The 24,798-nt window shown below is 63.7% G+C and carries 27 protein-coding genes; 21 read left to right on the plus strand and 6 right to left on the minus strand.

Annotated features, from left to right (window positions below; all coding sequences use genetic code 11):
• Positions 1-4 precede the first annotated feature (4 nt).
• Both OIE68_RS01615 and OIE68_RS01620 read left to right on the plus strand, forming a co-directional pair.
• Positions 5-838: a mycofactocin-coupled SDR family oxidoreductase gene (locus OIE68_RS01615; RefSeq protein ID WP_327097604.1), complete on the plus strand. Its 834-nt coding sequence runs from the start codon at positions 5-7 to the stop codon at positions 836-838.
• A gap of 256 nt (positions 839-1,094) precedes the next feature.
• Entirely contained in the window at positions 1,095-1,523 is a 429-nt protein-coding gene (locus OIE68_RS01620) for a hypothetical protein (protein WP_327097605.1), read from the plus strand.
• A gap of 160 nt (positions 1,524-1,683) precedes the next feature.
• Here OIE68_RS01620 and OIE68_RS01625 read toward each other — a convergent pair whose 3' ends face one another.
• The 3 genes from OIE68_RS01625 to OIE68_RS01635 all read right to left on the minus strand — a co-directional run bounded on the left by OIE68_RS01625 (position 1,684) and on the right by OIE68_RS01635 (position 4,036).
• Entirely contained in the window at positions 1,684-2,124 is a 441-nt protein-coding gene (locus tag OIE68_RS01625; protein ID WP_327097606.1) for a nuclear transport factor 2 family protein, read from the minus strand.
• Positions 2,125-2,251: 127 nt separating this feature from the next.
• Complete coding sequence (locus tag OIE68_RS01630) at positions 2,252-3,007, minus strand: SDR family NAD(P)-dependent oxidoreductase (RefSeq protein WP_327097607.1); 756 nt, start codon at positions 3,005-3,007, stop codon at positions 2,252-2,254.
• Between the two features lie 399 nt (positions 3,008-3,406).
• Positions 3,407-4,036: a TetR/AcrR family transcriptional regulator gene (locus tag OIE68_RS01635; protein WP_327097608.1), complete on the minus strand. Its 630-nt coding sequence runs from the start codon at positions 4,034-4,036 to the stop codon at positions 3,407-3,409.
• A gap of 177 nt (positions 4,037-4,213) precedes the next feature.
• On the opposite strand from OIE68_RS01635, the gene OIE68_RS01640 reads away from it, so the two are divergent.
• The 4 genes from OIE68_RS01640 (at position 4,214) to OIE68_RS01655 (ending at position 7,699) form a co-directional block, all read left to right on the plus strand.
• Entirely contained in the window at positions 4,214-5,014 is an 801-nt protein-coding gene (locus tag OIE68_RS01640; RefSeq protein WP_327097609.1) for an enoyl-CoA hydratase/isomerase family protein, read from the plus strand.
• A 245-nt stretch (positions 5,015-5,259) separates the two neighbouring features.
• A complete protein-coding gene (locus tag OIE68_RS01645) occupies positions 5,260-6,078 on the plus strand; it encodes a crotonase/enoyl-CoA hydratase family protein (protein WP_327097610.1) in 819 nt (272 codons plus the stop codon).
• A 47-nt stretch (positions 6,079-6,125) separates the two neighbouring features.
• A complete protein-coding gene (locus OIE68_RS01650) occupies positions 6,126-7,247 on the plus strand; it encodes a thiolase family protein (RefSeq protein WP_327097611.1) in 1,122 nt (373 codons plus the stop codon).
• Between the two features lie 143 nt (positions 7,248-7,390).
• Entirely contained in the window at positions 7,391-7,699 is a 309-nt protein-coding gene (locus tag OIE68_RS01655) for an OB-fold domain-containing protein (RefSeq protein ID WP_327097612.1), read from the plus strand.
• Positions 7,700-7,956: 257 nt separating this feature from the next.
• Here OIE68_RS01655 and OIE68_RS01660 read toward each other — a convergent pair whose 3' ends face one another.
• Positions 7,957-8,583 (minus strand): TetR/AcrR family transcriptional regulator, encoded by a 627-nt coding sequence (locus OIE68_RS01660; protein ID WP_327097613.1) that lies wholly within the window; start codon positions 8,581-8,583, stop codon positions 7,957-7,959.
• A gap of 122 nt (positions 8,584-8,705) precedes the next feature.
• Between OIE68_RS01660 and OIE68_RS01665 the strand changes: the two genes are divergently transcribed.
• Genes OIE68_RS01665 through OIE68_RS01680 form a run of 4 tightly spaced genes read left to right on the plus strand, consistent with a single transcriptional unit; the run spans position 8,706 to position 12,131 of the window.
• Positions 8,706-10,325, plus strand: coding sequence for an AMP-binding protein (locus tag OIE68_RS01665; RefSeq protein WP_327097614.1), 1,620 nt, complete (start codon positions 8,706-8,708; stop codon positions 10,323-10,325).
• Positions 10,322-11,095 carry an enoyl-CoA hydratase/isomerase family protein gene (locus OIE68_RS01670; protein ID WP_327097615.1) on the plus strand — a complete coding sequence of 258 codons (774 nt, stop codon included), beginning with the start codon at positions 10,322-10,324 and terminating at the stop codon, positions 11,093-11,095. The genes OIE68_RS01665 and OIE68_RS01670 overlap by 4 nt, the downstream gene beginning before the upstream one ends.
• Before the next feature lie 37 nt (positions 11,096-11,132).
• Positions 11,133-11,891, plus strand: coding sequence for an SDR family NAD(P)-dependent oxidoreductase (locus OIE68_RS01675; RefSeq protein WP_327097616.1), 759 nt, complete (start codon positions 11,133-11,135; stop codon positions 11,889-11,891).
• Between the two features lie 48 nt (positions 11,892-11,939).
• Positions 11,940-12,131, plus strand: coding sequence for a nitroreductase family protein (locus OIE68_RS01680; RefSeq protein WP_327097617.1), 192 nt, complete (start codon positions 11,940-11,942; stop codon positions 12,129-12,131).
• Here the strand turns inward: OIE68_RS01680 and OIE68_RS01685 are convergent.
• Positions 12,083-12,685 (minus strand): TetR/AcrR family transcriptional regulator, encoded by a 603-nt coding sequence (locus OIE68_RS01685; protein WP_327097618.1) that lies wholly within the window; start codon positions 12,683-12,685, stop codon positions 12,083-12,085. The genes OIE68_RS01680 and OIE68_RS01685 overlap by 49 nt on opposite strands.
• A 213-nt stretch (positions 12,686-12,898) precedes the next feature.
• Between OIE68_RS01685 and OIE68_RS01690 the strand changes: the two genes are divergently transcribed.
• Genes OIE68_RS01690 through OIE68_RS01700 form a run of 3 tightly spaced genes read left to right on the plus strand, consistent with a single transcriptional unit; the run spans position 12,899 to position 16,573 of the window.
• Positions 12,899-14,071 carry a spirocyclase AveC family protein gene (locus OIE68_RS01690; protein ID WP_327101550.1) on the plus strand — a complete coding sequence of 391 codons (1,173 nt, stop codon included), beginning with the start codon at positions 12,899-12,901 and terminating at the stop codon, positions 14,069-14,071.
• Between the two features lies 1 nt (position 14,072).
• A complete protein-coding gene (locus tag OIE68_RS01695; protein ID WP_327097619.1) occupies positions 14,073-14,891 on the plus strand; it encodes a CbbQ/NirQ/NorQ/GpvN family protein in 819 nt (272 codons plus the stop codon).
• Entirely contained in the window at positions 14,888-16,573 is a 1,686-nt protein-coding gene (locus OIE68_RS01700) for a nitric oxide reductase activation protein NorD (RefSeq protein ID WP_327097620.1), read from the plus strand. Before OIE68_RS01695 ends, OIE68_RS01700 begins: the two co-directional genes overlap by 4 nt.
• Before the next feature lie 89 nt (positions 16,574-16,662).
• Here OIE68_RS01700 and OIE68_RS01705 read toward each other — a convergent pair whose 3' ends face one another.
• On the minus strand, positions 16,663-17,265 hold the full coding sequence (locus tag OIE68_RS01705; protein ID WP_327097621.1) for a helix-turn-helix domain-containing protein: 603 nt from the start codon (positions 17,263-17,265) through the stop codon (positions 16,663-16,665).
• A 606-nt stretch (positions 17,266-17,871) separates the two neighbouring features.
• Here OIE68_RS01705 and OIE68_RS01710 point away from each other — a divergent pair.
• The 8 genes from OIE68_RS01710 (at position 17,872) to OIE68_RS01745 (ending at position 24,785) form a co-directional block, all read left to right on the plus strand.
• Positions 17,872-18,672 carry an SDR family NAD(P)-dependent oxidoreductase gene (locus tag OIE68_RS01710; protein WP_327097622.1) on the plus strand — a complete coding sequence of 267 codons (801 nt, stop codon included), beginning with the start codon at positions 17,872-17,874 and terminating at the stop codon, positions 18,670-18,672.
• The gene (locus OIE68_RS01715) at positions 18,669-19,289 is read left to right on the plus strand and encodes a carboxymuconolactone decarboxylase family protein (RefSeq protein ID WP_327097623.1); all 621 of its coding nucleotides are present in this window, start codon (positions 18,669-18,671) and stop codon (positions 19,287-19,289) included. The genes OIE68_RS01710 and OIE68_RS01715 overlap by 4 nt, the downstream gene beginning before the upstream one ends.
• Positions 19,290-19,365: 76 nt before the next feature.
• Positions 19,366-20,673, plus strand: coding sequence for an aromatic ring-hydroxylating dioxygenase subunit alpha (locus tag OIE68_RS01720; protein WP_327097624.1), 1,308 nt, complete (start codon positions 19,366-19,368; stop codon positions 20,671-20,673).
• The gene (locus tag OIE68_RS01725) at positions 20,670-21,005 is read left to right on the plus strand and encodes a hypothetical protein (RefSeq protein ID WP_327097625.1); all 336 of its coding nucleotides are present in this window, start codon (positions 20,670-20,672) and stop codon (positions 21,003-21,005) included. The genes OIE68_RS01720 and OIE68_RS01725 overlap by 4 nt, the downstream gene beginning before the upstream one ends.
• A 62-nt stretch (positions 21,006-21,067) precedes the next feature.
• Positions 21,068-21,907 (plus strand): TauD/TfdA family dioxygenase, encoded by an 840-nt coding sequence (locus OIE68_RS01730; RefSeq protein WP_327097626.1) that lies wholly within the window; start codon positions 21,068-21,070, stop codon positions 21,905-21,907.
• 33 nt (positions 21,908-21,940) lie between these two features.
• Positions 21,941-23,212 (plus strand): aromatic ring-hydroxylating dioxygenase subunit alpha, encoded by a 1,272-nt coding sequence (locus OIE68_RS01735; protein WP_327097627.1) that lies wholly within the window; start codon positions 21,941-21,943, stop codon positions 23,210-23,212.
• Entirely contained in the window at positions 23,209-23,544 is a 336-nt protein-coding gene (locus OIE68_RS01740) for a hypothetical protein (protein WP_327097628.1), read from the plus strand. The genes OIE68_RS01735 and OIE68_RS01740 overlap by 4 nt, the downstream gene beginning before the upstream one ends.
• Positions 23,541-24,785: an amidohydrolase family protein gene (locus OIE68_RS01745; protein ID WP_327097629.1), complete on the plus strand. Its 1,245-nt coding sequence runs from the start codon at positions 23,541-23,543 to the stop codon at positions 24,783-24,785. The genes OIE68_RS01740 and OIE68_RS01745 overlap by 4 nt, the downstream gene beginning before the upstream one ends.
• Positions 24,786-24,798: the final 13 nt, after the last annotated feature.

Here is a 24,798-nt window from a genome sequence, read left to right on the forward strand (position 1 = left end):
AGACATGGGAAAGCACCGTGGCAAGGTTGCTTTGGTTACCGGTGCCGCACGAGGACAAGGGCGAAGCCACGCACTCGCCCTGGCGGCGGAAGGCGCCGATATCATCGCGGTCGATATCTGTTCGGATATCGCCGTGGTTCCGTACCCGCTGTCGACCGAATCGGAACTCGACGAAACCGCACAACAAATCCGGAAATTCGGCCGGCGCGTGGTTGCGCGAAAGGTCGACGTTCGCGACATGTCCGCCCAGCAGAACGTGATCGACGCCGCGGTAGCTGAGCTGGGTCGCCTGGATATCGTGGTAGCCAACGCGGGCATTCAGACGATGGGCCCGATCGAAGATATCTCCGAAGATGCCTGGAATCAGGTGATCGCGGTCAACCTCAGTGGAGTGTTCTTCACGGCGCGTGCGGTTGTCCCGCATTTGAAGCGCAACGAGGACGGCGGGGCGATCGTGATCACCAGTTCCATCGGGGGCGAGGTGGGCTTGGCCAACCTCGCGCATTACGTGGCGTCCAAGCACGGGGTCATCGGTCTGATGAAGAGTATGGCGAATGAGTTGGGGCCGTTCAACATTCGCGTCAACGCGGTGCTACCCACTTCGGTCAGAACGCCCATGATCGACAACCCGGCCACAATTGCGTTGTTCGATCCCGCGGGCGCCACCGATGGCACCTTGGACGCCGTCGCCGGCGCCTACGCGGAGATGCAATCACTGCCGTTCCCTTGGTTGGAGCCGGAAGACGTGACGGGAATGGTCATGTTCTTGGTCTCCGACGCGGCGGCGCGCATTACCGGAAGCTCGATGCGCGTCGACGGCGGCGCGATCACGAAATAGACATGGGCTCCGACACCGGGCTGGATTATTTCTCGCGGACGCCAGCCTGTACGTCTCCCGGCCGCGCGTACGTCGTATTGATCTTGATTTGGGCTACTTCGTCGCAAGCATTCTCGTCGTCTCTGCCCGACAGCGACCTTGTCGTGGATCCGGTGCGGCGGTAGTTGGGTGAGTCACTCACCCGTGAAAGGGCGGGATTTGATGACCGGGCAAACGCTCGTGCACTATCCGAAGATCGCCACTGATCCCGAGGAAATTGCTCGAGAAGCTGGGCGTCAGCGTCAATGATTTTGATCGCATCGCTGAAGCGACGTACTGGGAGTTGCCATCGGGCGCGTCGCCGGCTGTGGCCCGCACAGGCTTGCCCGACACCGGACTGGAGCGCAGGTTGCGTGAACCCGCGACGATCGCCGAGGCCCGAGTCGCCGACCGGCACGGGGAAGTCCTGGTTCCATCGCTGAACATCGCCAGCTGGTACGACGCTTTCCAGCAGGGCACGATCGATAATTACATCGCCGCACGCGAACAAAGGACTCACTGCGCGCTTGATTGTCGGGGAGCTGGTCGATCGGTTTCCCCGACCACCTCGACTTTGATCCCTACGGCCGACTCCGCGAAGAACTGTTTCGTGGCCGGCACCACCGACTGTTCCTTGGTCGCGACGGTTTCAGGCGGTGGGTTGTGACGACGGCTCGAAACTCACCTGTTCGACGATGGCTGACCGGGCACGCGAACGAGCCGGTTCGGCTGTTCGTTCCGCCCGGTCGGCCTTGGTTCAACGGGTCCGCTTTCCGCGAGCCGAGTCCTATGGATCCCGTGGATCCAGGACCCGCCGAGCCTTCGGACTAGGCCGCGGATTCCGAGACCGGCTCGACCTGCTCCGGTTCGAAGGTCTTGACGAGCACCCTTCTGGAAATCAGCCACGCGGAGTCGACTTTCCGGTACTCATCTTCGTAAATGACATTGAAACGCAGCCGCGGACCGCCACCGGCGTGCTGTGCCTCGCAGATGCAGAACGCAACCCCTGTGGCGTCAGTCTCCGAGTGGACGGTGATCACATGGTTGGTCATGTGGTGAACGACGTGTTCCGCCGTTGCCATCAGTTCGTTCCCGTAGGACGCGATTTGCTGGCGGCCCTCATGGAGACCGAAGCCGAACTGGCGCTCATCGAAAAAGCAATCCTCGGTGAACACTTCGGCCGCCCAGCGGGCGGGTTCGCCGGTGTCGATGAGATAGGCGTAGCGATGGTTCAGCTCGATTATGGCGAGTTTGTCTTCCGCGGACATGAGTACGGACCTTTCCTCGTTTGCACCGCCCCCTATATGGACAATAGTCGTCAGTATTGACTTTTACCTTCGTTTCGCAGATGTCCACGCAAAACTTGTGCGCTTGCCGCCCGGCGTCGGGCGTGGGTCAGTCGACCATGGTCAAGCCGCCGTTGACGCTGAGTACCTGACCGGTGATATAGCTGGCTTGATCGGAGACGAGAAACGTGACCGCCGTGGCGATTTCGTCGGTCCGGCCGACTCGTTTGAGGGGGATGGTGGACAACAGCATGGACTTGATGCGGTCGGATGTGTCGTCGACCCACAGAGGCGTGTCGGTGGCGCCGGGGGATACGCAGTTCGCCGTGATGCCGCGCTTGGCCCACTCTCGGGCCAAGGATTTGGTGAAGGCGATGACTCCGCCCTTCGTCGCGGCGTAGACGGCCTGTCCGCCACTGCCGACCCGGCCGGCGTCGCTGGCGATGTTGATGATTCGGCCGGCGCCACGTTCGATCATGGTTGCGCCGACTTCGTGGCAGACGAATATTGTCGACATCAGATTCACATCGACCAGATTGCGGATCTGCTCCACGCTCAGTGAGACGAACGGATCGTCGCCTGCCCATCCCACGTTGTTCACCACGATGTCGATAGGACCGAGTTCGGCGGTGACGCTGCGCGTCAGTGCCGACACCGCCTCTGGTGAAGTCACATCGCAGGTGAACCCGTGCGCACCCAGCCCCTGCTCCGACAGGTTCTGCGCCACGGCATCCGCGCGGTCACTCTCCAGGTCGCAGACGGCCACTTCGGCACCGGAATGTGCCAGCTGAGCGGCAATGGCGGCTCCGATACCCCGTCCCGATCCGGTCACCAGCGCAACCTTCCCCTCGAGAGACACCTGCATGTTCATACCTCCGTGCTTGTCGAGTGAGGTCCTGCCGGGCAACGGCTCACCGTGGCTGGATAGATCGCAATATGGACAATATTAGTCAGTATTGTGGATATCGCATTTTCCCACAAGTGGGCAACGTCGACGCGGCAGCTCTCGAGATCTTCGAGCTTTGCCGCAGCTGAACAGGCCGCTCCGTCTATGGGGCGAGCGTGAACTCTTGCGACAACGCCCGGCAGTCACCGTCGCGACGCGATCGTGAGACGAGTCCATCGGCCATGTCGAACGCGTCGGTGGCACGGCCCAACCAAAACATCGCCCGATCCGTGGTGAGTCCGCAGTAACGTACGCTGAGCGGGACGAACTCCACTCCCACGTCGACGAGATGACGACCCTTGCGCTCACCTCGCGGGGTCAAGACGACGGGGTGTCTTCGGGGGAGGGACTTCGATAGTCCACGCCTCGTAACACGGTGTCCACGAGTTGTGTCAAATAACTCTCTGTGTGGGCGATCTTGGCCAGTCCCGCAGGTGTGCTGCGGACGTGGGTGGTGATCGCACCTGCGACGAGATCGGCGATGAGGGTGGGGGTGATGCCGGGGTCGATCTCGCCACGCTCGACCGCGCGCCGGACCAGGGCTCGGGTCGCGCGAATGTAGTCCGGATAGTCGAGTTCACCGATGACCTCCGCCAGCTCCTTGTTGGACTGCCGGTCCATCAAAAGGCGGCTGGTCATCAATCCTTCGATGCTCTGCGCGAACGCCATCCACTGCCTGGCGAACTCCCGGAGGTCCAGCTCGAGGTTGCCGAGGTTGATGTTTCCGACCGATGGGGCGGCCGAGCGAACCGCGTCGACCAGCAACGCCGCCTTGTTGGGCCAGCGTAGGTAAAGTGAACCCTTACCCACACCGGCTCGTTTTGCGACTTCGTCCACGGTGAAACCGCTCCATCCGCGGTCGCCGTACACCGTCCGAGCGGCATCCAGGACTCGCTCGTCCAAATTGGGTACCCGTGGTCGTCCGACGGCGCGCGACGATGACGTCATAGCTTGCACCATACCGTGATTCGCGGTGATGGCGAAGCCGTCCGCTCAGCCCCATGCGGCGATCGCAGGCGCGCGGGGTATATTTCCGATAAGTTTCGTCCAGAATAGGCTGATGTCGGGTTTTGGCCCTCCAGCCCCACCGACTTATGCGAAAGCCACCTATCGAGAGGCAGTCTTATGGCCCAGCCGAACAGTCCGACGTCGAGCCAACTGGAAGTCGAGCAGGTCGACGGAGTCCTCACTCTGACCATGAACAGGCCCGCAGTGCGGAACGCGCTCGATGCCGAGCAGTGGCGTCGTCTTGCTTCCGCGCTCGGGGACGCGAAGCACGATACGAGCGTGCGTGCGGTGGTTCTGACAGGTGCTGGCGGGGTGTTCTCCTCCGGCGGTCAGTTGGGAGCTGACGGTCCGGCGCATCCGCTGGACCGCATGCGGATAATCTCCGCCACGGCGGTGGCACTGCACGACTTTCCGAAGCCGACGATCGCGAAGGTGTCGGGCCCGGCGATCGGGGGCGGATGGAACCTCGCGTTGTGCTGCGATTTCGTCATCTGCTCGAGTAACGCTACGTTCGCGCAGGTCTTTCCGCGGCGGGGGTTGTCCGTCGACGTTGGCGGTTCGTGGCTTCTGCCGCGTCTGATCGGGATGCAGAAGGCGAAGTTGTTGATGATGACCGGCGATCTTCTCGGCGCGGCCGAGGTGGAACGATTGGGGCTGGCCACCCAGGTGGTCGAGCCCGAAGAGCTCGATTCTGTCGTCGAGTCGCTCGCCGCGCGCCTGGCGGCCGGTCCGCCGGTCGCGCTGTCGTTGACCAAGTCTCTCCTGCACCAGGCGGCGGGCGCGGATTTCGCAAGCAGTCTCGAGGCGGAGGCGATCGCGCAAGCAGTGAACTTCGCCGGCGAGGACATCGAGATCGGCATGAAAGCCTTCAAAGCCAGAACGGCGCCGTCTTTCACGGGGCGTTGGTACTCGGAGTAGAGCGCCGGGTGGCGGATTCCCAGCAGATGAGCCAATCACTTCCTAATTTGGACTAAATATGTCAGTATTGTGGGTAGTCCCATTGCAGGGCTGCGTCGAGGTGGTGTCACTTTCCCGGGCGCGGTAGGCGGACGAAGGGTTCGGCGGGTACTGGGAACGAACGGGTCAAGGTGGTCCGTGGTCTCGAAGTGGTTGTCGTGAGGACGCCTTGAAGGAGTAAACCGGCGATGCATGAGGGGTATCGAATGAATGCGAGCGGAGGCGGCCACGAACCGCACACCGGTGATGTCCTGACTAAACAGCGTGGCAATGTCCTCTTGATCACGATCAATCGACCACAAGCCCGCAACAGCGTCAACCGGGTCGTCGCCGAGTCCATCGGCGAGGCGCTCGACACCGCCGAGACCGATCCAGCGGTGCGGGCAATTGTTTTGACCGGTGCGGGCGACCGCGCGTTCTGCGCCGGAGCAGATCTCAAGGCGCTGGCGGCGGGGGAAGACATTCATCCTCAGGGCCACCGCGCTCGCTGGGGTTTCGCCGGGTATGTCAATCACCCCGTCAGTAAGCCGACCATCGCAGCGGTCAACGGATTCGCTCTCGGCGGCGGAACAGAACTAGCCCTTGCCAGCGACTTGGTCGTGGCGGCGGACACCGCCGAGTTCGGTCTTCCCGAGGTGCGCCGCGGTCTGGTGGCGGCCGCCGGCGGTGCGTTCCGATTGGCGCAGCAGATTCCACGCAAAGTCGCCTTGGAGATGGCGTTCACCGGCGCGCAGATCTCGGCCTCGCGGGCCTTCGAGCTAGGGCTGATAACGCGGGTCGTACCACAGGCCGAGGTGCTTGCGGTGGCACTCGAGCTGGCCGAAGTCATCGCGGCGAATGCTCCGCTGGCCGTGCAGGCCACCAAACGGATTGCTGGCGGAATCACCGACGGGAGTGTAAAGCGTGACGAGGCCGATTGGGCGCGCAACCGCGCCGAGGCAGCCCGAGTGAGGCGCTCGCAGGACGCGCAGGAGGGACTTCGAGCCTTTGTCGAAAAGCGGACACCGAACTGGGCAGGACGATGAAACAACGATCCCGCGCCTCGCGGTCGCCGGCCATTGCCGGCCTCGGAATGACCGAACTGGGAAAGGTGTACGGCAAAAGCAGTAGTCAATTCGCCGCGGAGGCTGCACGGCTGGCGGTAGCCGATGCCGGTTTGCGTCTTTCGGATGTCGACGGCATCCTTGTTTCGGCGGGCGTGGCCAACGATGTCGGCCTCGGGCTGCAGGTCGATCTCAACCTGCGGGATCTCAAATTGCTGAGCCAGATGCAGGCATTCGGATCGACGGCCGGGGCAATGGTTCAGGTCGCGTCGATGGCCGTGGAGGCCGGGATGGCCGAGGTCATCGTGTGCGTCTTCGGTGACGCTCCACTTCAGGAAGGAGTGGGCTCCGGCCATGCCTATTCCGACGGCCACCGAACCCACTCAGGTTGGGCGGGGCTCCAGCGATCGACGGGCGCCGTGACCCCGAATGTGCTCTACTCCCTAGCCGCTCGGCGCCACATGCTCGAATATGGAACAACCTCCGAGCAGCTCGGTGCGATCGCCGTTGCCCAGCGTGATTGGGCGGTGCTCAATCCACTGGCGCAGATGCGTTCGCCCATCACCATCGAAGACCATCAGCATTCGCGGATCGTCAGCGATCCGTTCCATCTCTTCGATTGCTGCCTGGTATCGAATGGCGGGATTGCCGTGGTGGTGACCACTGTCGAACGCGCCCGCGACCTGAAGCAGCCCCCGGTTCATGTTCTCGGGTGGGCACAAAGTCATCCCGGTACGAGGTTGCGACGCAACGATGACTTCGGGCTGGTCACCGGTGCGGCACAATCGGGACCGGCCGCTATGGCGATGGCAGGCGTCATCACCGATGACATCGATATCGTCGAGATCTACGACTGCTACACCTATACGGCTCTCGTGACCCTCGAGGACTACGGCTTCTGCGGCAAGGGCGAAGGCGGGGAGTTCGTGTCGACGCCGGGAAACATCGGCCCGGACGGCAAGCTGAAGTTGAATACCGGTGGGGGACAACTATCTTCGTACTACATGTGGGGTATGACTCCGTTGTCCGAGGCGATCCTTCAGGCGCGGGGCCATGCCGGTGCGCGGCAGCAAGAGCAGTATGAGCTGATCTTGGTCTCGGGCAATGGCGGAATCCTCGACCACCACTCGACCCTGATAGTGGGCTCGTGAATTCGGCGGGGTGGAAAGCGGTGGAGGGTTCTCAGACTATGCATATTCAGCCTGTTGTCCGCGATTCCGCTACAGCGGAATTCTTCGACGGAACCGCGCGAGGCGTCTTTCTATTGCGTAGATCCGTAGTATCCGGTGAGGTCGTGACACCGTCGGCAGTACAGGACAGTGCGGGTAACACTGATCTGGAGTGGTTCGAGGCTTCGGGGCGAGGGCGGGTCGTGTCGTGGGCGTTCGTTCCGCAACGGGTCGCCGGCTCGGATACTCCGCTCGAGCTCACGATCGGCTTGGTCGAACTGGACGAGGGACCGTGGTGGTGGACCCAACTCGTCGATATCGACCGAGACGCGGTCGCAGAGGGACTTCGAGTACGCGCAGTATTCCCGAAGTCCGGGCCGGCCGAATCCGATGAATATGTCCCGGTCTTCGCGCGCGTCGAGACGGGTGCATAGCCAACGCGGAGACTGCGTGCGGGCTCAGACGGGATCGGTGACGCCGATCGCCAGTGCGTGCTGCTGCGACTGTGCCCAGGTCATGGGGCGGTTTCCTGTCTCCGCGATCTTGCCGAGACCTTGCCGAGACGGGCACATACGGGATGGACGGAGCGGTACTGCCTGGACGTGACACCGCCCCTGACCTGGACTGCCTAGACGGGAGAACACCCCTTGGAAAGCCGTAGCGATACTGGCAGACAGTGCACGGCAACGGGTCAGTCAGGGCTGTGGAGCAACCCGTTCAACAGTAGGGACGCCAGTTCGTTGAAGGCGTCCGCGGCCGACAGGCCGGTGCGCTCGAGCAGGACGCCGGACTGGACTCCCTCGATGGCGAGTGCGACGAGTTGGGAGGCGAACCTGCCGTCGGTGGCGCGGAAACGACCTGTCCGTATCCCATCGTCGATCAGTTCATGGACGCGTTCGGCCGCGCGGGCGGTGTTGCGCGCGTAGATCTCGGCGGTGGGAGCGAAAGCGACCATGTCCTGGTAGAAGGCATTCGAGTTGCGCCGCATGGCATTCGCGATACCGCCGAGGTACGCGAGGATCTTGGCCTGCGGGTCGGTCTGGGTGGCCACATCGGCTTCGATGCGTTCGGCCGATTCGCCGAAGAACTGTTTGGTCGCCAGTACCACGAGCTGTTCCTTGGTCGCGGCGACGCTGTAGAGGGTGGCCTTGGAGCAATGCAGGCGCTCGGTGAGCTCGCCGATGGTGATGGTGGTGAAACCCTCGCTTAGAAAGATCTCCTGGACCTGACGCAGCAGGTCGTCACGCCGCGCCACATCAACGCGTCGCTTACGGGGAGTGTTGACCGTCGTTTGACGCGCCGAGGCCGTACGAGGCATGAGATCGAGTGTTTCACACCCATCGTCGGGCAGCTGCGAGCAGCGGGCTTTATCCGTCACCATTCCTACGGTACTCTCTTGGGTACCAATGAACTGTTTAACGTACCCACATTGGAGCGGTAGTGAGTCCTGACTATGCAATACGTGTCGGTGAGTTCCTCGAACAATTCGGGACGCCGGATGCGGATGTGGCCTGGTTGCTGTGCGACCGTCATCCGGCATCGGCTCGAGCCCTGATGATCGTCGACGAGCACTTGGCCGCGATCGACTACACCTACGGCGAGCTGGCCGAAGCGTCGCGACGAGCGGCCGCGGTTCTGTCCGCGGCCGGTGTGGGGCGCGGGGATCGGGTCGCGACCGTGATGGGCAAGAGCGCCGAATTGGTCGCGGTCGTGCTCGGTATTTGGCGCTTGGGCGCGGTCTATGTGCCGTTGTTCACCGCGTTCGCCGAGGATGCGATCCGGTCCCGCCTCACCGACGCCGAGGTCAGGCTCGTCGTGGCCGATGAGGATCAGCGGGCGAAAGTGCCCGCAGGTGACTGGAGGCTGATCGTCGCTGGTACCGATTCCCCCGACGGGTTGAGCGCCCGCCTTGTCGCGGCCTCGTGGCAAGGCATCGGCTCGACGCCGGTCGGTGGAGACGGGGCGCTGGTGCACATGTTCACCTCAGGTACTACCGGCAAACCCAAGGGTGTGGTGCATCCGGTGCGCTATGCCGCCGGGTGGCAGAGCTACCTCGAGTTCGGTCTGGGCGTCGCGCCCGACAGCGTTTTCTGGTGCGGCGCCGACCCGGGATGGGCTTACGGGCTCTACACCGCGATCGTGGCTCCCCTGGCGGCCGGTGTGCCGACGCTGCTGCTGCGCGGCGGATTCTCGGCCACCGACACCTGGACGGTGTTGAAGGATCGCGCGGTCACCGATTACACCGCTGCGCCCACGGTCTACCGCGGCCTGCGCGCCTCCGGCCTGCCAGTTCCCCAAGGGCTCGCGCTGCGCCGGCTGTCGAGCGCGGGGGAGCCGCTGACCCAGGAGGTCAACGACTGGGCTCGCGACGCGCTCGGGCTCGAGGTGCACGATCACTACGGCCAGACCGAACTCGGCATGCCGATCGGTTTCCCACACCACCCCAGCCTGCGACGGCCGGTGCTGGCCGGTGCGATGGGAACTTCGCTGCCCGGCTGGGAGATCACCGTCCTGGGCGAGGACGACGACGCACCGGTCGAGTCCGGTCAGACCGGGCGGCTGGCGATCGTGGTCGCGGGCAGTCCGTTGATGACCTTCCGCGGCTATGTCGGAGGGCGCGGCAGCGACCGATTCCGCGCCGGGGGCGCCTATTTCCTGACCGGTGACATCGCCTCGATCGACGCCGAGGGGCTCGTCCGGTTCTCCGCCCGCGACGACGACGTCATCATCATGGCCGGCTACCGCATCGGCCCGTTCGACATCGAATCCACGCTCCTGCAGCATCCCGCTATCAGCGAAGCCGCAGTGGTCGCTGGTCCCGATGAGGTGCGCGGCGAGGTCGTGGAGGCGTTCGTGGTCCTCGCGCCCGGCGCCGCCGTCTCCGACGATCTCGTCCAGCAGCTACAGCAATGGGTCAAGAAGAACTACGCCGCGCATGCCTACCCGCGGCGTATCCATTTCGTGCAGAGCCTGCCCAAGACGCCGAGCGGCAAGATCCAGCGCGCACAGCTGCGGCAGCGGCGCCGCGAGGACGCCGGCCTGGGCGTGGGTGCCCGATGAACCTGCCCGCATCGGTCCTGGTTACCCGTACCGGTCCGATCCGCACCCTGACACTCAACCGCCCCCACCGCCGCAACGCATTGGACCCCGAGCTGATCGATGCTCTGGCTGCCGCGGTGACCGAGGCCGAACAAGATCCGCACACCCGGTGCCTTGTCCTCGCCGGAGCGGGCAAGAGCTTCTGCGCTGGCGCCGACCTGCGGTACTTTCTGAGCCTGGCCGATACCCCAGGTGGGCCGACGCAGTTTCTGCGCCGGGTCTCGGCCGTGGTCACTCGGCTCGAGACCAGCCGCCTGCCGGTGGTGGCCGCCTTGCACGGCCACGCTGTGGCCGGTGGTCTGGAGCTGGCACTGGCCTGTGACGTGGTCGTCGCCGCCGACACGACACTGATCGGCGACGGGCACATCCGCAATAACCTGCTCCCGGCCGCGGGCTCGAGCGTGCGACTGCCACGCAAAATCGGCGACTCCGCGGCGCGGTGGCTGGCCCTGACCGGACAACTGGTCCCCGCCCAGCGGCTCGCCACCACCGGCTGGCTGCACGCGGTGGTGCCCGCCGAGGAACTGCACGCCTGCGCACGAGCCGCCGCGATCGAACTGGCCGAAGCCGGCGGCCCGGCCCAAACCGCGTTCAAGGCCCTCCTGCACACCCTGACCACCATGGACGAAAACCAAGGACTGGCCCGAGAACTCGCCGACTTCGAACAGCACTGGAACACCAACGACGTACCGGCCTCGCTGACCGCGTTCCTGCAACGCCGATCAGCCTGAAGGTATACCGTGCCGCTATCACATTCCTGGGAGTGCAATGAACCGCTACACCGATCAAGTCGTCCTCGTGACCGGCGGAGCCCAAGGGCTCGGCGCGGGCATGGCCGAGCGATTCGCGGCCGAAGGAGCAATCGTAGCCATCGGTGACGTCAACGACGTCGCCGCCCGTGACCTCGCTGACCGCCTGGAAAAGGAATTCGGACGCACCTGCCTGGCACATCCGGTCGACGTCACCTCCTCGGAAGATGTCAACGCCTGGATCGAAGCCGTCGTCCGTGCGCACGGCCGTATCGATGTCCTGGTCAACAACGCCGGAATCATCCGCGACAACCGGATCGAGGACATCGACGACACCGACTGGCACTCGGTATTGGATGTCTCCCTCTCGGGGGCCTTCTTCTGCGCCCGAGCGGTGTTGCCGCACATGCGATCACGCAACTACGGCCGGATCGTCTCGTTCTCCTCGATGAGCTGGCGCGGCAACTTCGGCCAAGCCAACTACGTCGCCGCCAAAGCGGGCATCGTCGGACTCACCCGCACCCTCGCACTCGAAACCGCCCGCCAGGGCATTACCGCCAATGCCATCGCCCCCGGCCTCATCGAAACACCCATGCTCGCTTCGATGAACACCGCGGCCCGCGAAAAGCTGATCGTCAAAGTGCCCCAACGCAAGACCGGACAGCCCCAAGACATCGCCGAGGCCGCCGCCTACCTGTGCTCACCGGCCGCCGGATACGTCAGCGGAGTAGTACTCGACGTCGACGGAGGCTTGGGTATCGGCTCATCGATCCGGTAGCGGAAACCGACCGCAGCGGCGGTTCACACTCCGATGGCCTAGCCGATGATGACCTTCACGACCCGGCTGCTGGCAGACCGGTGGAGCTGCCGCGGTTTCCTGCCGGAACCGGTATCACGCGAGACCATCACGCGGGTTCTCGATCTGGCTCGTCGGTCGCCGTCATGGTGTACGTCGGAGATGAACCGGCGTCAGGGCAGTTTGATTGCCGACATGTACATTTCGAGGGTTGGTCGGTAGAGGTCGACGTCATCGAGTTGGGTTCCCAGCGCGACCGAGTCGGTGGTGGCGATGAGCACGCGGGCGAACGTCAGTGGGGGAATCAGCAGGGTCGCGCCGATTCGATCGAGGCCCTCGACGATGAATCGTGCCAGGGCTTCGGCGACCTCGACTCGTTTGGTTGCGACTCGTTCCCGGGCCTCGGGGTTGCGCAACAGGTACAGAGTGAATTCGTAGCCCAGCGCGGCGGACTCGGCGCCGCGGTCTTCAGCGAGTTGGCGCCACCGCTGGGCGACTTGGTCGAGTTCGTGCGCTCCCACCTGGCTTGCTGCCGATAGCAGTTCGGTGAATGTATCGAAGTAGCGCTGCCAGTACCGGTCGCTCACCGCTAGGAAGAGTTCTTCCTTCGTGGGGAAGTGCTTGTATATGGCGCCTTTGGTGTAGCCCGCCGCATGAGCGATGTCATCGAGGGTTGCCGCCGTGAACCCTTTTTCGGCAAACACCTCTTGCGCGGCATCCAGCAGGAGCGACCGGGTGCGCTCGAGTCGTCGCTCCCTCGTCCATCGCTCAGCCATGTCAGCGAGTATGCCATGAATCTAAGAAACTATTCCGACGCTTAGATTCTTACTGGTATATTTTCGGACGACAGGCTACTGAAGGAGGGCGACGATGACTGCCTCATCGACGACAGACAGCTACGCCGACACCGAGGTGACAGCTGAAAGGTGTCCGCTCTTCGAGCGGATCCGTGTGGGTTGGACCACGACGATCCCGAAGCAGGCGGCGCGATGAGCGGGCCACTGGACAGGAAGAAGGCGGCCACCGTCACCGAGGAGATCGGCGGAGTCGCCTCATTGGGTGCCAAAGCTCAGTCCACGAGCAAGCCCGTCCGGATCTGGGCGATCGTCGGGGGCTTGATCCTGGCGTTCCAGGTGTACGTGTGGATCCGCTGGGTGTCGGGACCATTTTTCGTGCGGGTGCCCACAGGGCCCAGTGACCCGCCGACGTGGATGAAGACGATCCTCATCACGTGGACGGCCGTGATCCTGGTCGGCTGGCCGATCGGCGTCTACTACTTCATCATCAGGCCCTGGCGGCGTGAGCGGCGGATCACGCTCGACGGCATGCTCCTGGTCGCCTGCGGCCTGCTGTTCTTCCAGGATCCGCTCCTGAACTACTTCAACACGTGGAGTACCTACAACACCTGGATGTTCAATCGGGGATCATGGGTGGCCCACATTCCGGGTTGGCGCTCGTATGCCGAACCGGGCCAGATGATGGCCGAACCGTTGTTGATGAATGCGGCGGGTTATTCCTACGGAGTTCTGCTGTGCACGATCCTCGGATGTTGGATCATGCGCCGTGCGAAGTTGAAGTGGCCGAATATCAGCAACCTCGGATTGATCGGCGTTCTCATCGTGTGGACGTTCTTCTTCGATCTAGTCATCGAGGGCTTCTTCCTGATGCCGACGGGACTTTTCACTTACCCCGGCGCAATTCAATCCCTGTCGGTCAATGCCGGCACCTACTACCAATGGCCGATCTATGAAGGACTCATGTGGGGAGGTGTCCAGGCAGGTCTGTGCGCCCTGCGTTATTTCACCGACGATCGTGGCCGGAGCTTCGTCGAACGAGGACTGGAACGGATCCAGGGCGGGGCCGTGAAGCAGCAGGCTACGCGTTTCCTGGCCATTTTCGCGGCATGCAGTCTGTTCTTCTTCGTGTTCTACAACCTTCCCGCGCAGTGGTTCGCCATGCACGCCGATCCCTGGCCCGAGGACATCCAGAAGCGTTCGTACTTCGACATGGGCATCTGCGGTGAAGGGACAGGGCGCCTCTGTCCTGACCCTGTTCTGCCGATCCCCGGCAAGAACACCGGCTACATCAATCCGGAAGGCCGGCTCGTTCTCCCTGAGGGTGCAGAGCTTCCGGAAGTCGTTCCATTCGAGCGAGGAAATTAGTATGTCGACCAGTCAATCCACCGCTGTACTCCCGGTTTTGGAAGCACCGTTCTACCGGCCGGTCGGCGACGAGGTAGCAGTCTTTCGGGCCGCGGCCCGACGCGGTTCGCCAGTACTGTTGAAGGGCCCAACAGGATGCGGGAAGACACGCTTCGTGGAGGCCATGGCCCACGAACTCGGGCGCGAGCTGATTACCGCCGCGGGCCACGAGGACATGACCTCGGCGGACCTGGTTGGCCGTTTCCTGCTAAAGGGTGGGGAAACGGTCTGGGTGGACGGCCCGTTGACCCGGGCCGTGCGCGAGGGCGCCATCTTCTATCTGGACGAGGTGGTCGAGGCGCGCCAGGACACCACCGTGGTCATTCATCCGCTCGCCGATCACCGCCGTGAACTGCCGATCGATCGACTCGGCACGACACTGCGGGCGGCCCCCGACTTCCAGCTGGTCATCTCCTACAATCCCGGCTACCAGAGCGTCCTGAAGAGCCTCAAAGAGTCGACCCGCCAGCGTTTCGTTGCCATCGAACTCGACTTCCCGCCCGCCGAGGTCGAGACCGAAGTTGTCGCCGTCGAAGCCGGGATCGGATCGGAGACCGCGACAGCGCTGGTCGAACTCGGTCACGCCATTCGAAACTTGGATGGCTCACCGCTGCGTGAAGTGGCCTCCACCCGGTTGTTGATCCTCGCGGGCGGTCTGGTCGCTGAAGGGCTGAGCCTGCGCAGTGCGGTGCGGTCGGCCGTTGTCCAAGTGCTCTCGGACGATCAGGATGTCGTCCGTGCCCTCGGCGAACTCATCGACGCCGTCCTGCCGCGACCATGAACGTTTCCAATCCGAACCGCCACGACCGGTTTCGCCTCCTTGCCACCTTCATCGCCGGCCGCGCTGTCGAAGTTGCGGAGGCACCGGCTGGTCAGCCTGCTTACACCAACGGCCAGATCATCTTCGTCTCAGCGGGCCGCTCGGTCGCCGAGCAGCGCCGCGAGATGCTGCTCCAGACCGCGCTGCTCGGTGCGGGGAGTCTGGATCAGCGATTGGTGAATGCGCTTCGGGCCCGTCCGGCGGTGGCGCGGCGCTACCTGGCGCTGGAAGGTCGGCGAGTGATCGTCGACCTCGCCGAGCGGATTCCACTCGCAGCTGGGCTCGGTCCGCACGAGCCTCCGGCCACCTCGAGCGCCGAGGAGTCGCTCGAGGTGGCCGGAGGCCGAGTACCGGTGGCCGACCCACCGGAGTGGTTCGGTGCCATCAAGCCCTCCCGATTGCTGGCACGCCGTGCCGCACCGGGCGCGCGGGCCACGAACAAAGAGCTGCGCTTGGAATTCGATCCGATCGACTTACCCGAGGCCGACGACGATGGCAGTGAGCAGTCCGGGAGGAGCAAGATTCTCGCATTGTTCGAAAATCCGCTGTTCAACTCGCGGGCGCTGTCGGACAAACTCCGCAAGCTGTTCGGCAACTCCCGGGCACCCGGGGATGGCTCCGCTGGTGCGGAGATGCAGGTTCGTGCCGTTCGACGGGTGCACCAGGTGGGAGTCGATGCCCGGCCGCTGCCAACACGGATCCAGTTCACCGATGACGGCAAGCCCGGCGCCACGCTGGGCGTAGGTGGAGCGCTTTATCCGGAGTGGGATGTCCACAACCATCGGTATCGGCCCGAGTGGTGCCGGGTCATCGACTTCCCGCTGACAGTCGCCGCCGATATCTCCGCGGCCGGTGTTCCGCTCGACGACGTGCTCCGGCGACGCTTGTCGCGAATCGGCCTGGGCCCCAAGGTTCTGCGCGGCCGTCCCGATGGCGACGAGCTCGATATCGAGGCGCTCATCGATATGTTCGTCGATCTGCGTTCGGGCTACTCGTCGCCGGAAAACATCTATCTGGAACGCCGCAAACTCGGGCGTAATCTCGGCGTCCTCATTCTGCTCGATGCCTCCGGGTCGGCCACCGATACCGATACCGAAGGCCTTGCTGTACACGACCACCAGCGGCGGGCAGCCGCGACATTGGCCGTTACGCTCGAAGAGCTCGGCGACCGCGTCGCGGTCTACGCGTTTCGCTCACAGGGGCGCCACGCTGTTCATCTACCGGCGATCAAGACGTTCGGACAGCGTTTCGGCGCGGTCGGGCGAGCCCGGCTCAACCAGCTCCAACCATCGAACTACACGCGCCTGGGTGCAGGCATCCGCGGTGCGGGCGAAATCCTCAAAACTGAAGCAGGCACTGAAAACCGGCTGCTGGTGGTCCTTTCGGACGGCTTTCCCTATGACGATGGCTACGAGGGCCGCTACGCCGAAGCCGATGCCCACAAGGCACTCGAAGAACTCCGCGCCGACGGTGTCGCCTGCCTCTGCCTTTCGATCGGCGCCACCACCGGTACCGATGCCCTCGAACGCGTCTTCGGTTCCGTCAGCTATGCCAGCGCCGCGACCCTGAGCGATTTGAGCCCGCGGATGGATGAGTTCTTTTTGTCTTCCCTCAGGGAACTCGCCGCACCGAAACCGCGGTAGCGATGAGAGGAGTTCGAGTGCGGTAGCGGGTGCGGCTCTTGCCTCCGATGCGATGCGGCGTGGACTCAGCGCCGTGACGGTTGGCGGCCCTACGGCGATGTGGGTTGGCGTCGTTCGCCTTCGACATCACGCAGGAAGGATTCGATCAGCTCGATTGCCTCGTCGTGTGCGGTATCGACGTCGAACGCTTCTTCCATACGCAGGAAACGCGACACGCTGGACATGAGTAGGACCAGTGCTCCCGGGGTGTAGGTTTCGGCGGCGGGGCCGTAGTCGCCGAGAACCTTGGTGACGGCGTCGAGTTGCATGGCGCGGAAGCGTCGGGAGGAGTTGGCGATCTCGGTGCGGATGGCCTTGCGGTGGTTGGCCAGCGCGACGAATTCCATGGTCAACGCGGTGTGGGATTGGTCGTGGATGGCTTCCCACAAGGCCCACAGTGGCTGAGGTGAGGCCAGTGCCTCGAGTTGGCGTTGGTAGCTGCGGTCGGCTCCGCGGCGGAACAGTTCGATGAACAGATTGTCCATATTGCCGAAGTAGTAGTGATACAGGGCGGAATTCGCTTCCGCGCGTGCGGCCACGCGCCGGGTGCTGACCGCCGCGTAGCCCTCTTCCCGCATGATTTGCTCGGCGGCGTCGAGCAGGGCGCTTCGTGTCGGTGAGTCCTCGGCGTCGGATGCGCGAGCGGGCTTCATGGTGTTGGCCTCCCAGGTGTGTGAGGCACGAAGCCTGTGGTGTCGTCGCGATCGTGTGGTTCGTGGTTGCGCAAATAGAAGGTAACGCGCGCTCTTGCCCGTTCGGTCTCCGGCCGCGATCGAGGCGGCCGATGGGTCGGCGACCGTGCTTTCGCAAGTCGCTTGACAGCGGTGAACCAGGTCACGTATATCTTAATCACCTGATTGAATTAATCAGTCGCTTAAGGCCTCTGATGTGGGTCTTCGCGGTCATTCGATGTCCCCGGCGCAACCTCGATCGCTGTCGGGCCGAACGAAGAATGTGGTGTCGCGCGTGGCATATCTCCCTACTCTCATCTCGGCGGTACGACGGCCTCCGCTGTGGATCCGCACCGCCCGCGCTGGCGCGGGAGATGTTCGTGGCGTGCCAGCCGGAGGACTCGAGTACCACAACTTGATCGGCGAGAGGTGTGAACGAGGCACTGGCGAGACCCGCCTTTCGAGCGCGGTCGTTGCCTGCACCGAGCTGAGGTGTATCGCGCAGGAAAATGAAAGTCGTTGTGTTGCAGTAATCGACCGCCGTGATGCTGGCGTTCTCGCTGATCCTCGTATCCACGGTGATCCCCGATGACGGGCACCGTCGCGGTTACCGACCGCGAGGGTGTCGACCGGCGTCCGGCGAAGCGCCCGCGGGTCGCGGTGGTGACCGGCGGAGCCTCGGGGATGGGGTTATCGATCTGTGCGGCGTTCGCTGCCGGCGGGTACCGGGTCGCGGTTCTCGACATCGATGGTGGCGCCGCTCAGCGGGCCGCCGAACAGTTGCGTGCCGCCGACGGCGCGGCGATCGCCTGTGCGGTCGATGTCACCGATCGCGAGGCGGTCGGTGCGGCGATGCGCAAGGTGCGCGCCGAATTCGGTGCGATCGAAATCCTGGTCACCAGTGCGGGGTTGGTCGGTTTCTCGCCGTTCACCGAGATTTCGCCCGAGGCGTGGAACCGGGTCGTCGACGTGAATCTCAACGGCGTCTTCCACTGCACGCAAGCCGTCATTCCGGATATGGTCGCCGCGGGGTGGGGCAGGATCGTGACCATTTCCTCGTCGAGTGCGCAACGCGGATCGCCGGGGATGGTGCACTACACCGCAGCCAAAGGTGCTGTGGTGGCGATGACCAAGGGCCTTGCGCGCGAGTACGCCGCGAGTGGGATCACTGTCAACACCATCCCGCCGTCGGGAATCGACACGCCCATGCAACGGCAGTCGCAGGCAGCCGGAAACCTGCCGGATAACTCCGTGATGGCAAAAGCAATCCCGGTCGGACATCTGGGCACCGGAGACGATATCGCCGCTGCCTGCCTGTTCTTGTGCTCCGACCAGGCCGGCTACATCACCGGCCAGATACTCGGCGTGAACGGCGGGTCGGTGATATGACCGAAGCCACGGCCCCGCGTCTGGTGCCGCTACCGGTGCACGAATGGGACGAACGCACGATCGCGATGCTGTGCGGGCATGTCGGAGCGGCGGACCGGTATCTGTCGGGCGAACCGGACGCGCCACGGATGCCCAATATTCTGGGGGTTTTCGCACATCACACCGAATTGGCTTCGGCGTGGCTGGCCTTCAACGGTCTGCTGCTCGAGCGTCCCGCGCTGGATCCGTTGGACCGGGAACTGGTGATCCTGCGTGTGGCGTGGCGCAGCGGCTCGGACTACGAGTGGAGCCAGCACGCTCGGATGGCCGCCGGTCTGGGGCTCGACGAGCACCAGATCAGGGCAGTGCGTCACGGCCCGGCCGCACCGGGGTGGTCACCCGTGCAACGGCTGCTGCTGACCACGACCGACGAGCTGTTGGAACGCCACTGCGTCACCGACCGCACCTGGACCGAGCTGGCGCGCCATTTCGATGAACGTCAGCTGATCGAATTGCTGTTCGTCGCCGGCTCGTACCTGTGCCTGGCGATGGTGTTCAACAGCGTTGCCCTGCAACCGGACCCGGAAATCGACCGGCCACGACCGTCCGAACTCCCGGAAATGGAGGAACAACCGTGAGCGAGCGTCAGCGAGTGAACCATCAACACAGTGTGCTTTCGCGCACGACGGAGCCGAGCGCCAGCGAGGTGCAGTCGTGAGTGAACTCGTCAGCGAACCGGCGCCCCAGCGCCTTTGGCCCAAGCCTGCCGAAGGCAGCTGGACTCAGCACTATCCGGAGCTGGGGACCGGCATGATGTCGTTCGAGGACTCGGTCTCGCCCGAATTCTTCGAACTCGAGCGCGAGGCGATCTTCAAACGTGCCTGGCTCAATGTCGGCCGGATCGAGCAGTTGCCCCGTACCGGTAGCTATTTCACCAAGGAACTCGATGTTGCCCGCACGTCGATCATCGTTGTGCGTGACCGCGACGGGAGTATCCGTGCGCAGCACAATGTGTGCCGCCATCGCGGCAACAAACTCGTGTGGAACGAATTCCCCTGGGAAGAAACGTCGGGCACGTGTCGGCAGTTCACCTGTAAATACCACGGTTGGCGCTACGGACTCGACGGGTCGCTCGCCTTCGTGCAGCAGGAGGGTGAGTTCTTCGACCTGGACAAGAAGGATCTCGGGCTCGCGGCGGTGCATTGCGAGGTGTGGGCGGGGTTCATCTTCGTCAACCTCGATGCCGAACCGCGACAGACGCTGCGGGAATTCCTCGGCCCGATGATCACCGATCTGGATGGTTACCCGTTCGACAAGATGACCGAATGGTACGAATTCAAGGCGGACAATCAGAGTAACTGGAAACTGTTCGCCGACGCGTTCCAGGAGTACTACCACGTTCCCGGCCTGCATTCCCAGCAGGTGCCCAGTGCGGTGCGGACCCCGGGAAAGGGTTTCGAGTGCGCGCATTTCCAGGTCGACGGCCCGCACCGGATGGTGTCGACCGGCGGCGCGCGGCGCTGGACGATGCCCGCGGAGTTCATGTATCCGATCGAGCGGGTCACTCGAAGCGGCCTGGTGGGGCCGTGGGAATCCCCCGATCTGGGTCCGATGCCGAAGGGATTGAATCCCGGCCGGATCGATCCGTGGGGTATCGACAACTTCCAGATCTTCCCCAATATCGAGATTCTCATCTACCGCGGCTGGTATCTGCTGTACCGGTATTGGCCGACCTCCTACAACAGCCACCGCTTCGAGGGCGTGCTCTGCTTCCAGCCTGCACGCACGGTTCGCGAGCGGGTCGAGCACGAGGTCGCCTCGGTGGTGTTCAAGGAATTCGCGCTCCAGGACGCGGGCATGCTCACCGGCACGCAGACAGCTTTGGAATCGGCCTACCGAACCGTGGGGATGACGCATTTCCCCGTCAACGACCAGGAGATTCTCGTGCGCCATTTCCACAAGGCCGTCGCGGACTGGGTCGACGAATACCGCACCGACCTGGCGCAGGTGAGTGCGCGATGACAACCACACTGCTGCCACCGGCCTTCGCCGAACTCGAGCCCTTCGCGCGAATCTGGTGTCTGCCCGTCGAATCCGAACGATACAAGCAGCGTCTGAACAAGTCGATGGCCGAGATGCAGGCTTTCTACGACGCGTGTTTTCCCCGCGTGGACGACGCGATCACCTACTGCGACAAATTTCCGCTCGACGACCTGCCCGACGACGCGATCCAACTACTGCGGATGGTGTATTCGCTGGTGACCGTCGCGATGGCGATCGAGATCTTCAAGCAGCCCAAACCCGTCGACAGCGCAGACGCCCAACTCGAACGCGTCGCCGAACCCTGGCCCTGACTTGTTTCTCCAACTCGGCCACACCGCCGCGAGCGGGCAATGGCCGGAAGGACCACACCCTCATGACGATCACTATCGACGAACTCAGCCACGATGTCGGCGCCGAAGTCCACGGCGTCGATCCCCGGACGTTACTCACCGACCCGTCGCTGCCTGACACAATCCTCGATATCCTGGAGCAGCACGGTGTCCTGGTATTCCGCGACCTGCATCTGGATCCCGAGACGCAGGTGGCGTTCTGCCGCAAACTGGGCGAGGTCGATACCTCACCCGGGCATCATCCGGTCGAGGGCATATACCGGGTCAGCCTCGACACGACAAAGAATTCCTCGGCGAGCTATCTGCGTGCGACCTTCGACTGGCATATCGACGGCTGCACTCCAGAGGACGATGCCTACCCCCAGATGGCGACTATGCTCACCGCCAAGGCCGTCGCGGCGATCGGCGGAGAAACCGAATTCGCCAGCACCTATAAGGCTTTCGACAATCTGAGTGCCGCGGAACAGAAGTTTCTCGCGCCGTTGCGGGTTGTGCATTCGCTCGAGGCGTCGCAGCGGGGTGTGACCGCGGATCCGACACCGGAACAACTCGCCGTGTGGCGACGCCGACCGACCAAGCAACACCCGTTGATCTGGACCCACAAATCCGGACGTCGCTCACTGGTACTCGGGGCGTCGACCGACCACGTCATAGGCTTGCCCCAGAGCGAGAGTCGCGCGTTGCTGGACGATCTGCTGCGTCGCTGTACCGCACCCGAGCGCGTCTATCGGCACGAGTGGTCGGTCGGTGACACCGTGATCTGGGACAACCGGGGCGTCATCCACCGTGCGGCCCCGTATCCGCAGGACTCACCGCGAGAGATGCTGCGCACCACCGTACTTGGTGAAGAACCGATCGAATAACCCCTTCCGCAGACCATTTCAGGAGTCAAACCAATGCCTCGTTGGCCCAAGCCCGCCGAGGGCAGCTGGACGCAGCACTATCCCGAGCTCGGCATCGAACCGATGTCGTACGAGGACTCGATCTCGCCGGAGTTCTTCGAACTCGAACGCGAAGCGATCTTCAAACGCGCCTGGCTCAACGTCGGCCGCATAGAACAACTTCCGCGCACTGGAAGCTACTTCACCAAGGAGATCCACGCCGCGCACACCTCGGTGATCATCGTGCGCGACCGTGACGGCGGAATCAACGCCTTCCACAACATCTGCCGCCACCGCGGCAACAAACTCGTGTGGAACGAAATCCCGCGCGAGGAAACCTCCGGTACCTGTCGCCAGTTCACCTGCAAATACCACGGCTGGCGCTACGGACTCGACGGTGCACTGGCCTTCGTGCAGCAGGAAGAGGAGTTCTTCGACCTCGACAAGGCAAATCTGGGCCTAGCGAAAGTGCACTGCGAGGTCTGGTCGGGATTCATCTTCGTCAACCTCGCCGCCGAGCCGCGTCAGAGTTTGCGAGAATTCCTGGGCCCGATGGTGACCGGTCTGGAGGGCTACCCGTTCGATCGACTCACCGAGCGCTATTCGTACCGGTCCGAGGTCGGAGCGAACTGGAAGCTGTACATGGACGCTTTCCAGGAGTTTTATCACGCACCCGTTCTGCACGGAAAGCAGACTCCGGACAACTTCTCCGTCGCCGCGCAGCAGGCCGGTTTCGAGGCGCCGCACTACCAACTCGACGGACCGCACCGGCTCGTCAGCACCTCCGGCGTCGTCACCTGGGAACTCGATCCCACCATGCGTAAACCCATGGAGGACATCACCCGCAGCGGTCTGTTCGGGCCGTGGGACGTCCCCGATCTGGGCCCGATGCCCGAAGGGCTCAATCCGGCGGGCTGCGACCCGTGGGGCCTGGACTCCTTCCAGCTGTGGCCGAACTTCGTCATTCTCATCTGGTCCGGCGGCTGGTATCTGACCTATCACTACTGGCCGACCTCCTACAACGCCCACATTTTCGAAGGCAACCTGTACTTCCCGCCCGCCCGCACCCCACGCGATCGGGTCGCGCACGAAATGGCAGCGGTCACCTTCAAAGAGTATGGGCTGCAAGACTCTTCGACGCTGGAGGCGACGCAGCTCATGCTCGAATCCCGTGCGGTCACGACATTCCAACTCAACGATCAGGAGATCCTATTGCGGCACCTGCACAAGGTCGCCGCCGACTGGGTCGGCGATTACGAACGCGAGCGTGCGGAGGCCCGGCGATGAGCGAAACACTGTTGCCCGGCGAATTCGCCGACCTGGAACCGTATGCGGCACTGTGGTGCCTGCCCACCGAAACCGAACGCTACCACCGCCGCCTGGACAGTTCGATGGACGATATGCAGCGGTTCTACGACGCCATCACCCCGCGCGCCGAGGACGCGCTCGCCTACTGCGACAAATTCACGATCGACGAGATACCCGAAGACGCCAAAAACCTGATGTGCCTGCTGTATTCGATGATCCAGGTGTCCTTCCCGGTCGAAGTGTGGAGTCAACCACGCATACCCGACACCGGGTCGGCATCGCTGACCTGCGTGATCGAGCCCGGCCTGTGAACGATCAGGTGATCGTGCTGCGGGCCGCGGCCTGGGTCGACGTCGAGACCGGGCAGCGGCATACCTCGGCGGCGATCGTCGTCGAGGGCAACCGCATCGCCGCGATCGACCCGCCCGAGCTGCCCGCCCGTGCGCAGGTCATCGACCTGGGTGAGCTCACGCTGCTGCCCGGGTTGATGGATATGGAGGTCAACCTGCTCATCGGCGGCCCGGACAACCCCTCGGGGCTGCCGAACCCGATGCACGGCGTGCAGGACGATCCGGTGTATCGCACCTTGCGGGCCACGGTGAACGCAGGCACCACCTTGCACGCCGGATTCACCACGGTCCGCAACCTCGGTCTGATGGTCAAGACCGGTGGCTACCTGCTCGATGTGGACCTCGGCCGCGCCATCGAACAGGGCTGGGTCGAGGGGCCGCGCATCGTCGCCGCAGGACACGCGATCACCCCCACCGGAGGTCATCTCGACCCGACCATGTTCCAACGCCTCGCACCGCACATCATGCCGCTCAGTGTCGAGGAGGGTCGCGCCAACGGGGTTCCGCAGGTCCGCGAATCGGTCCGGTACCAGATCAAATACGGCGCAGAGGTCATCAAGATCTCCGCATCCGGCGGGGTGATGTCACACGGCACAGTGGCCGGGGCTCAGCAGTATTCGGATGAGGAACTGGTCGCGATCGTCGACGAAGCCCACCGTGCCGGGGTTCGGGTCGCCGCGCACGCGCACGGTGATGCCGGAATTCGTGCCTGCATCCGCGCCGGAGTCGACTGCATCGAACACGGCTCACTGGCCACCGACGACACCATCGCCATGATGGTCGAACACGGTACCTTCCTCGTACCGACGAGCTACCTGTCCGAAGGCCTCGATATCTCCAAAGCCGCACCGGCACTGCAGAAGAAAGCCGCCGAGGTCTTCCCCCGCGCTCGCGAAACCCTACGCAGGGCTATCCACGCCGGGGTCAAGATCGCCTGCGGCACGGACGCACCCGCTGTCCCGCACGGCCACAACGCCAAAGAACTGTGGGCGCTGGTCGACCGCGGCATGACACCGGCGCAGGCATTGCGCGCGGCGACGGTCACCAGCGCCGAACTCATCGGCGTCGAGGACCGTGGGCGTCTGGCACCGGGGCTGCTGGCCGACATCATCGCGGTACCCGGCGACCCCACCGCCGACATCTCCGTCATCGAAGACGTGCGGTTCGTCATGAAGGACGGCCACATCCACAAGAACAGCTGAGCGCTACACCTAC

It is taken from the genome of Nocardia vinacea (assembly GCF_035920345.1).
Lineage (GTDB): Bacteria > Actinomycetota > Actinomycetes > Mycobacteriales > Mycobacteriaceae > Nocardia > Nocardia vinacea_A.

What these genes read in the sequence shown, in the direction of transcription:
- OIE68_RS01640 (WP_327097609.1), top strand. Translation starts at nt 4,214, where the DNA reads ATGGCCCAGCCGAACAGTCCGACGTCGAGCCAACTGGAAGTCGAGCAG.
- OIE68_RS01715 (WP_327097623.1), top strand. Translation starts at nt 18,669, where the DNA reads ATGACCGAAGCCACGGCCCCGCGTCTGGTGCCGCTACCGGTGCACGAA.
- OIE68_RS01700 (WP_327097620.1), top strand. Translation starts at nt 14,888, where the DNA reads ATGAACGTTTCCAATCCGAACCGCCACGACCGGTTTCGCCTCCTTGCC.
- OIE68_RS01630 (WP_327097607.1), bottom strand. Translation starts at nt 3,007, where the DNA reads ATGCAGGTGTCTCTCGAGGGGAAGGTTGCGCTGGTGACCGGATCGGGA.
- OIE68_RS01695 (WP_327097619.1), top strand. Translation starts at nt 14,073, where the DNA reads ATGTCGACCAGTCAATCCACCGCTGTACTCCCGGTTTTGGAAGCACCG.
- OIE68_RS01705 (WP_327097621.1), bottom strand. Translation starts at nt 17,265, where the DNA reads ATGAAGCCCGCTCGCGCATCCGACGCCGAGGACTCACCGACACGAAGC.
- OIE68_RS01650 (WP_327097611.1), top strand. Translation starts at nt 6,126, where the DNA reads ATGACCGAACTGGGAAAGGTGTACGGCAAAAGCAGTAGTCAATTCGCC.
- OIE68_RS01625 (WP_327097606.1), bottom strand. Translation starts at nt 2,124, where the DNA reads ATGTCCGCGGAAGACAAACTCGCCATAATCGAGCTGAACCATCGCTAC.
- OIE68_RS01635 (WP_327097608.1), bottom strand. Translation starts at nt 4,036, where the DNA reads ATGACGTCATCGTCGCGCGCCGTCGGACGACCACGGGTACCCAATTTG.
- OIE68_RS01730 (WP_327097626.1), top strand. Translation starts at nt 21,068, where the DNA reads ATGACGATCACTATCGACGAACTCAGCCACGATGTCGGCGCCGAAGTC.
- OIE68_RS01680 (WP_327097617.1), top strand. Translation starts at nt 11,940, where the DNA reads ATGACCTTCACGACCCGGCTGCTGGCAGACCGGTGGAGCTGCCGCGGT.
- OIE68_RS01615 (WP_327097604.1), top strand. Translation starts at nt 5, where the DNA reads ATGGGAAAGCACCGTGGCAAGGTTGCTTTGGTTACCGGTGCCGCACGA.
- OIE68_RS01675 (WP_327097616.1), top strand. Translation starts at nt 11,133, where the DNA reads ATGAACCGCTACACCGATCAAGTCGTCCTCGTGACCGGCGGAGCCCAA.
- OIE68_RS01740 (WP_327097628.1), top strand. Translation starts at nt 23,209, where the DNA reads ATGAGCGAAACACTGTTGCCCGGCGAATTCGCCGACCTGGAACCGTAT.
- OIE68_RS01710 (WP_327097622.1), top strand. Translation starts at nt 17,872, where the DNA reads ATGACGGGCACCGTCGCGGTTACCGACCGCGAGGGTGTCGACCGGCGT.
- OIE68_RS01670 (WP_327097615.1), top strand. Translation starts at nt 10,322, where the DNA reads ATGAACCTGCCCGCATCGGTCCTGGTTACCCGTACCGGTCCGATCCGC.
- OIE68_RS01660 (WP_327097613.1), bottom strand. Translation starts at nt 8,583, where the DNA reads ATGCCTCGTACGGCCTCGGCGCGTCAAACGACGGTCAACACTCCCCGT.
- OIE68_RS01685 (WP_327097618.1), bottom strand. Translation starts at nt 12,685, where the DNA reads ATGGCTGAGCGATGGACGAGGGAGCGACGACTCGAGCGCACCCGGTCG.
- OIE68_RS01735 (WP_327097627.1), top strand. Translation starts at nt 21,941, where the DNA reads ATGCCTCGTTGGCCCAAGCCCGCCGAGGGCAGCTGGACGCAGCACTAT.
- OIE68_RS01645 (WP_327097610.1), top strand. Translation starts at nt 5,260, where the DNA reads ATGAATGCGAGCGGAGGCGGCCACGAACCGCACACCGGTGATGTCCTG.
- OIE68_RS01690 (WP_327101550.1), top strand. Translation starts at nt 12,899, where the DNA reads ATGAGCGGGCCACTGGACAGGAAGAAGGCGGCCACCGTCACCGAGGAG.
- OIE68_RS01725 (WP_327097625.1), top strand. Translation starts at nt 20,670, where the DNA reads ATGACAACCACACTGCTGCCACCGGCCTTCGCCGAACTCGAGCCCTTC.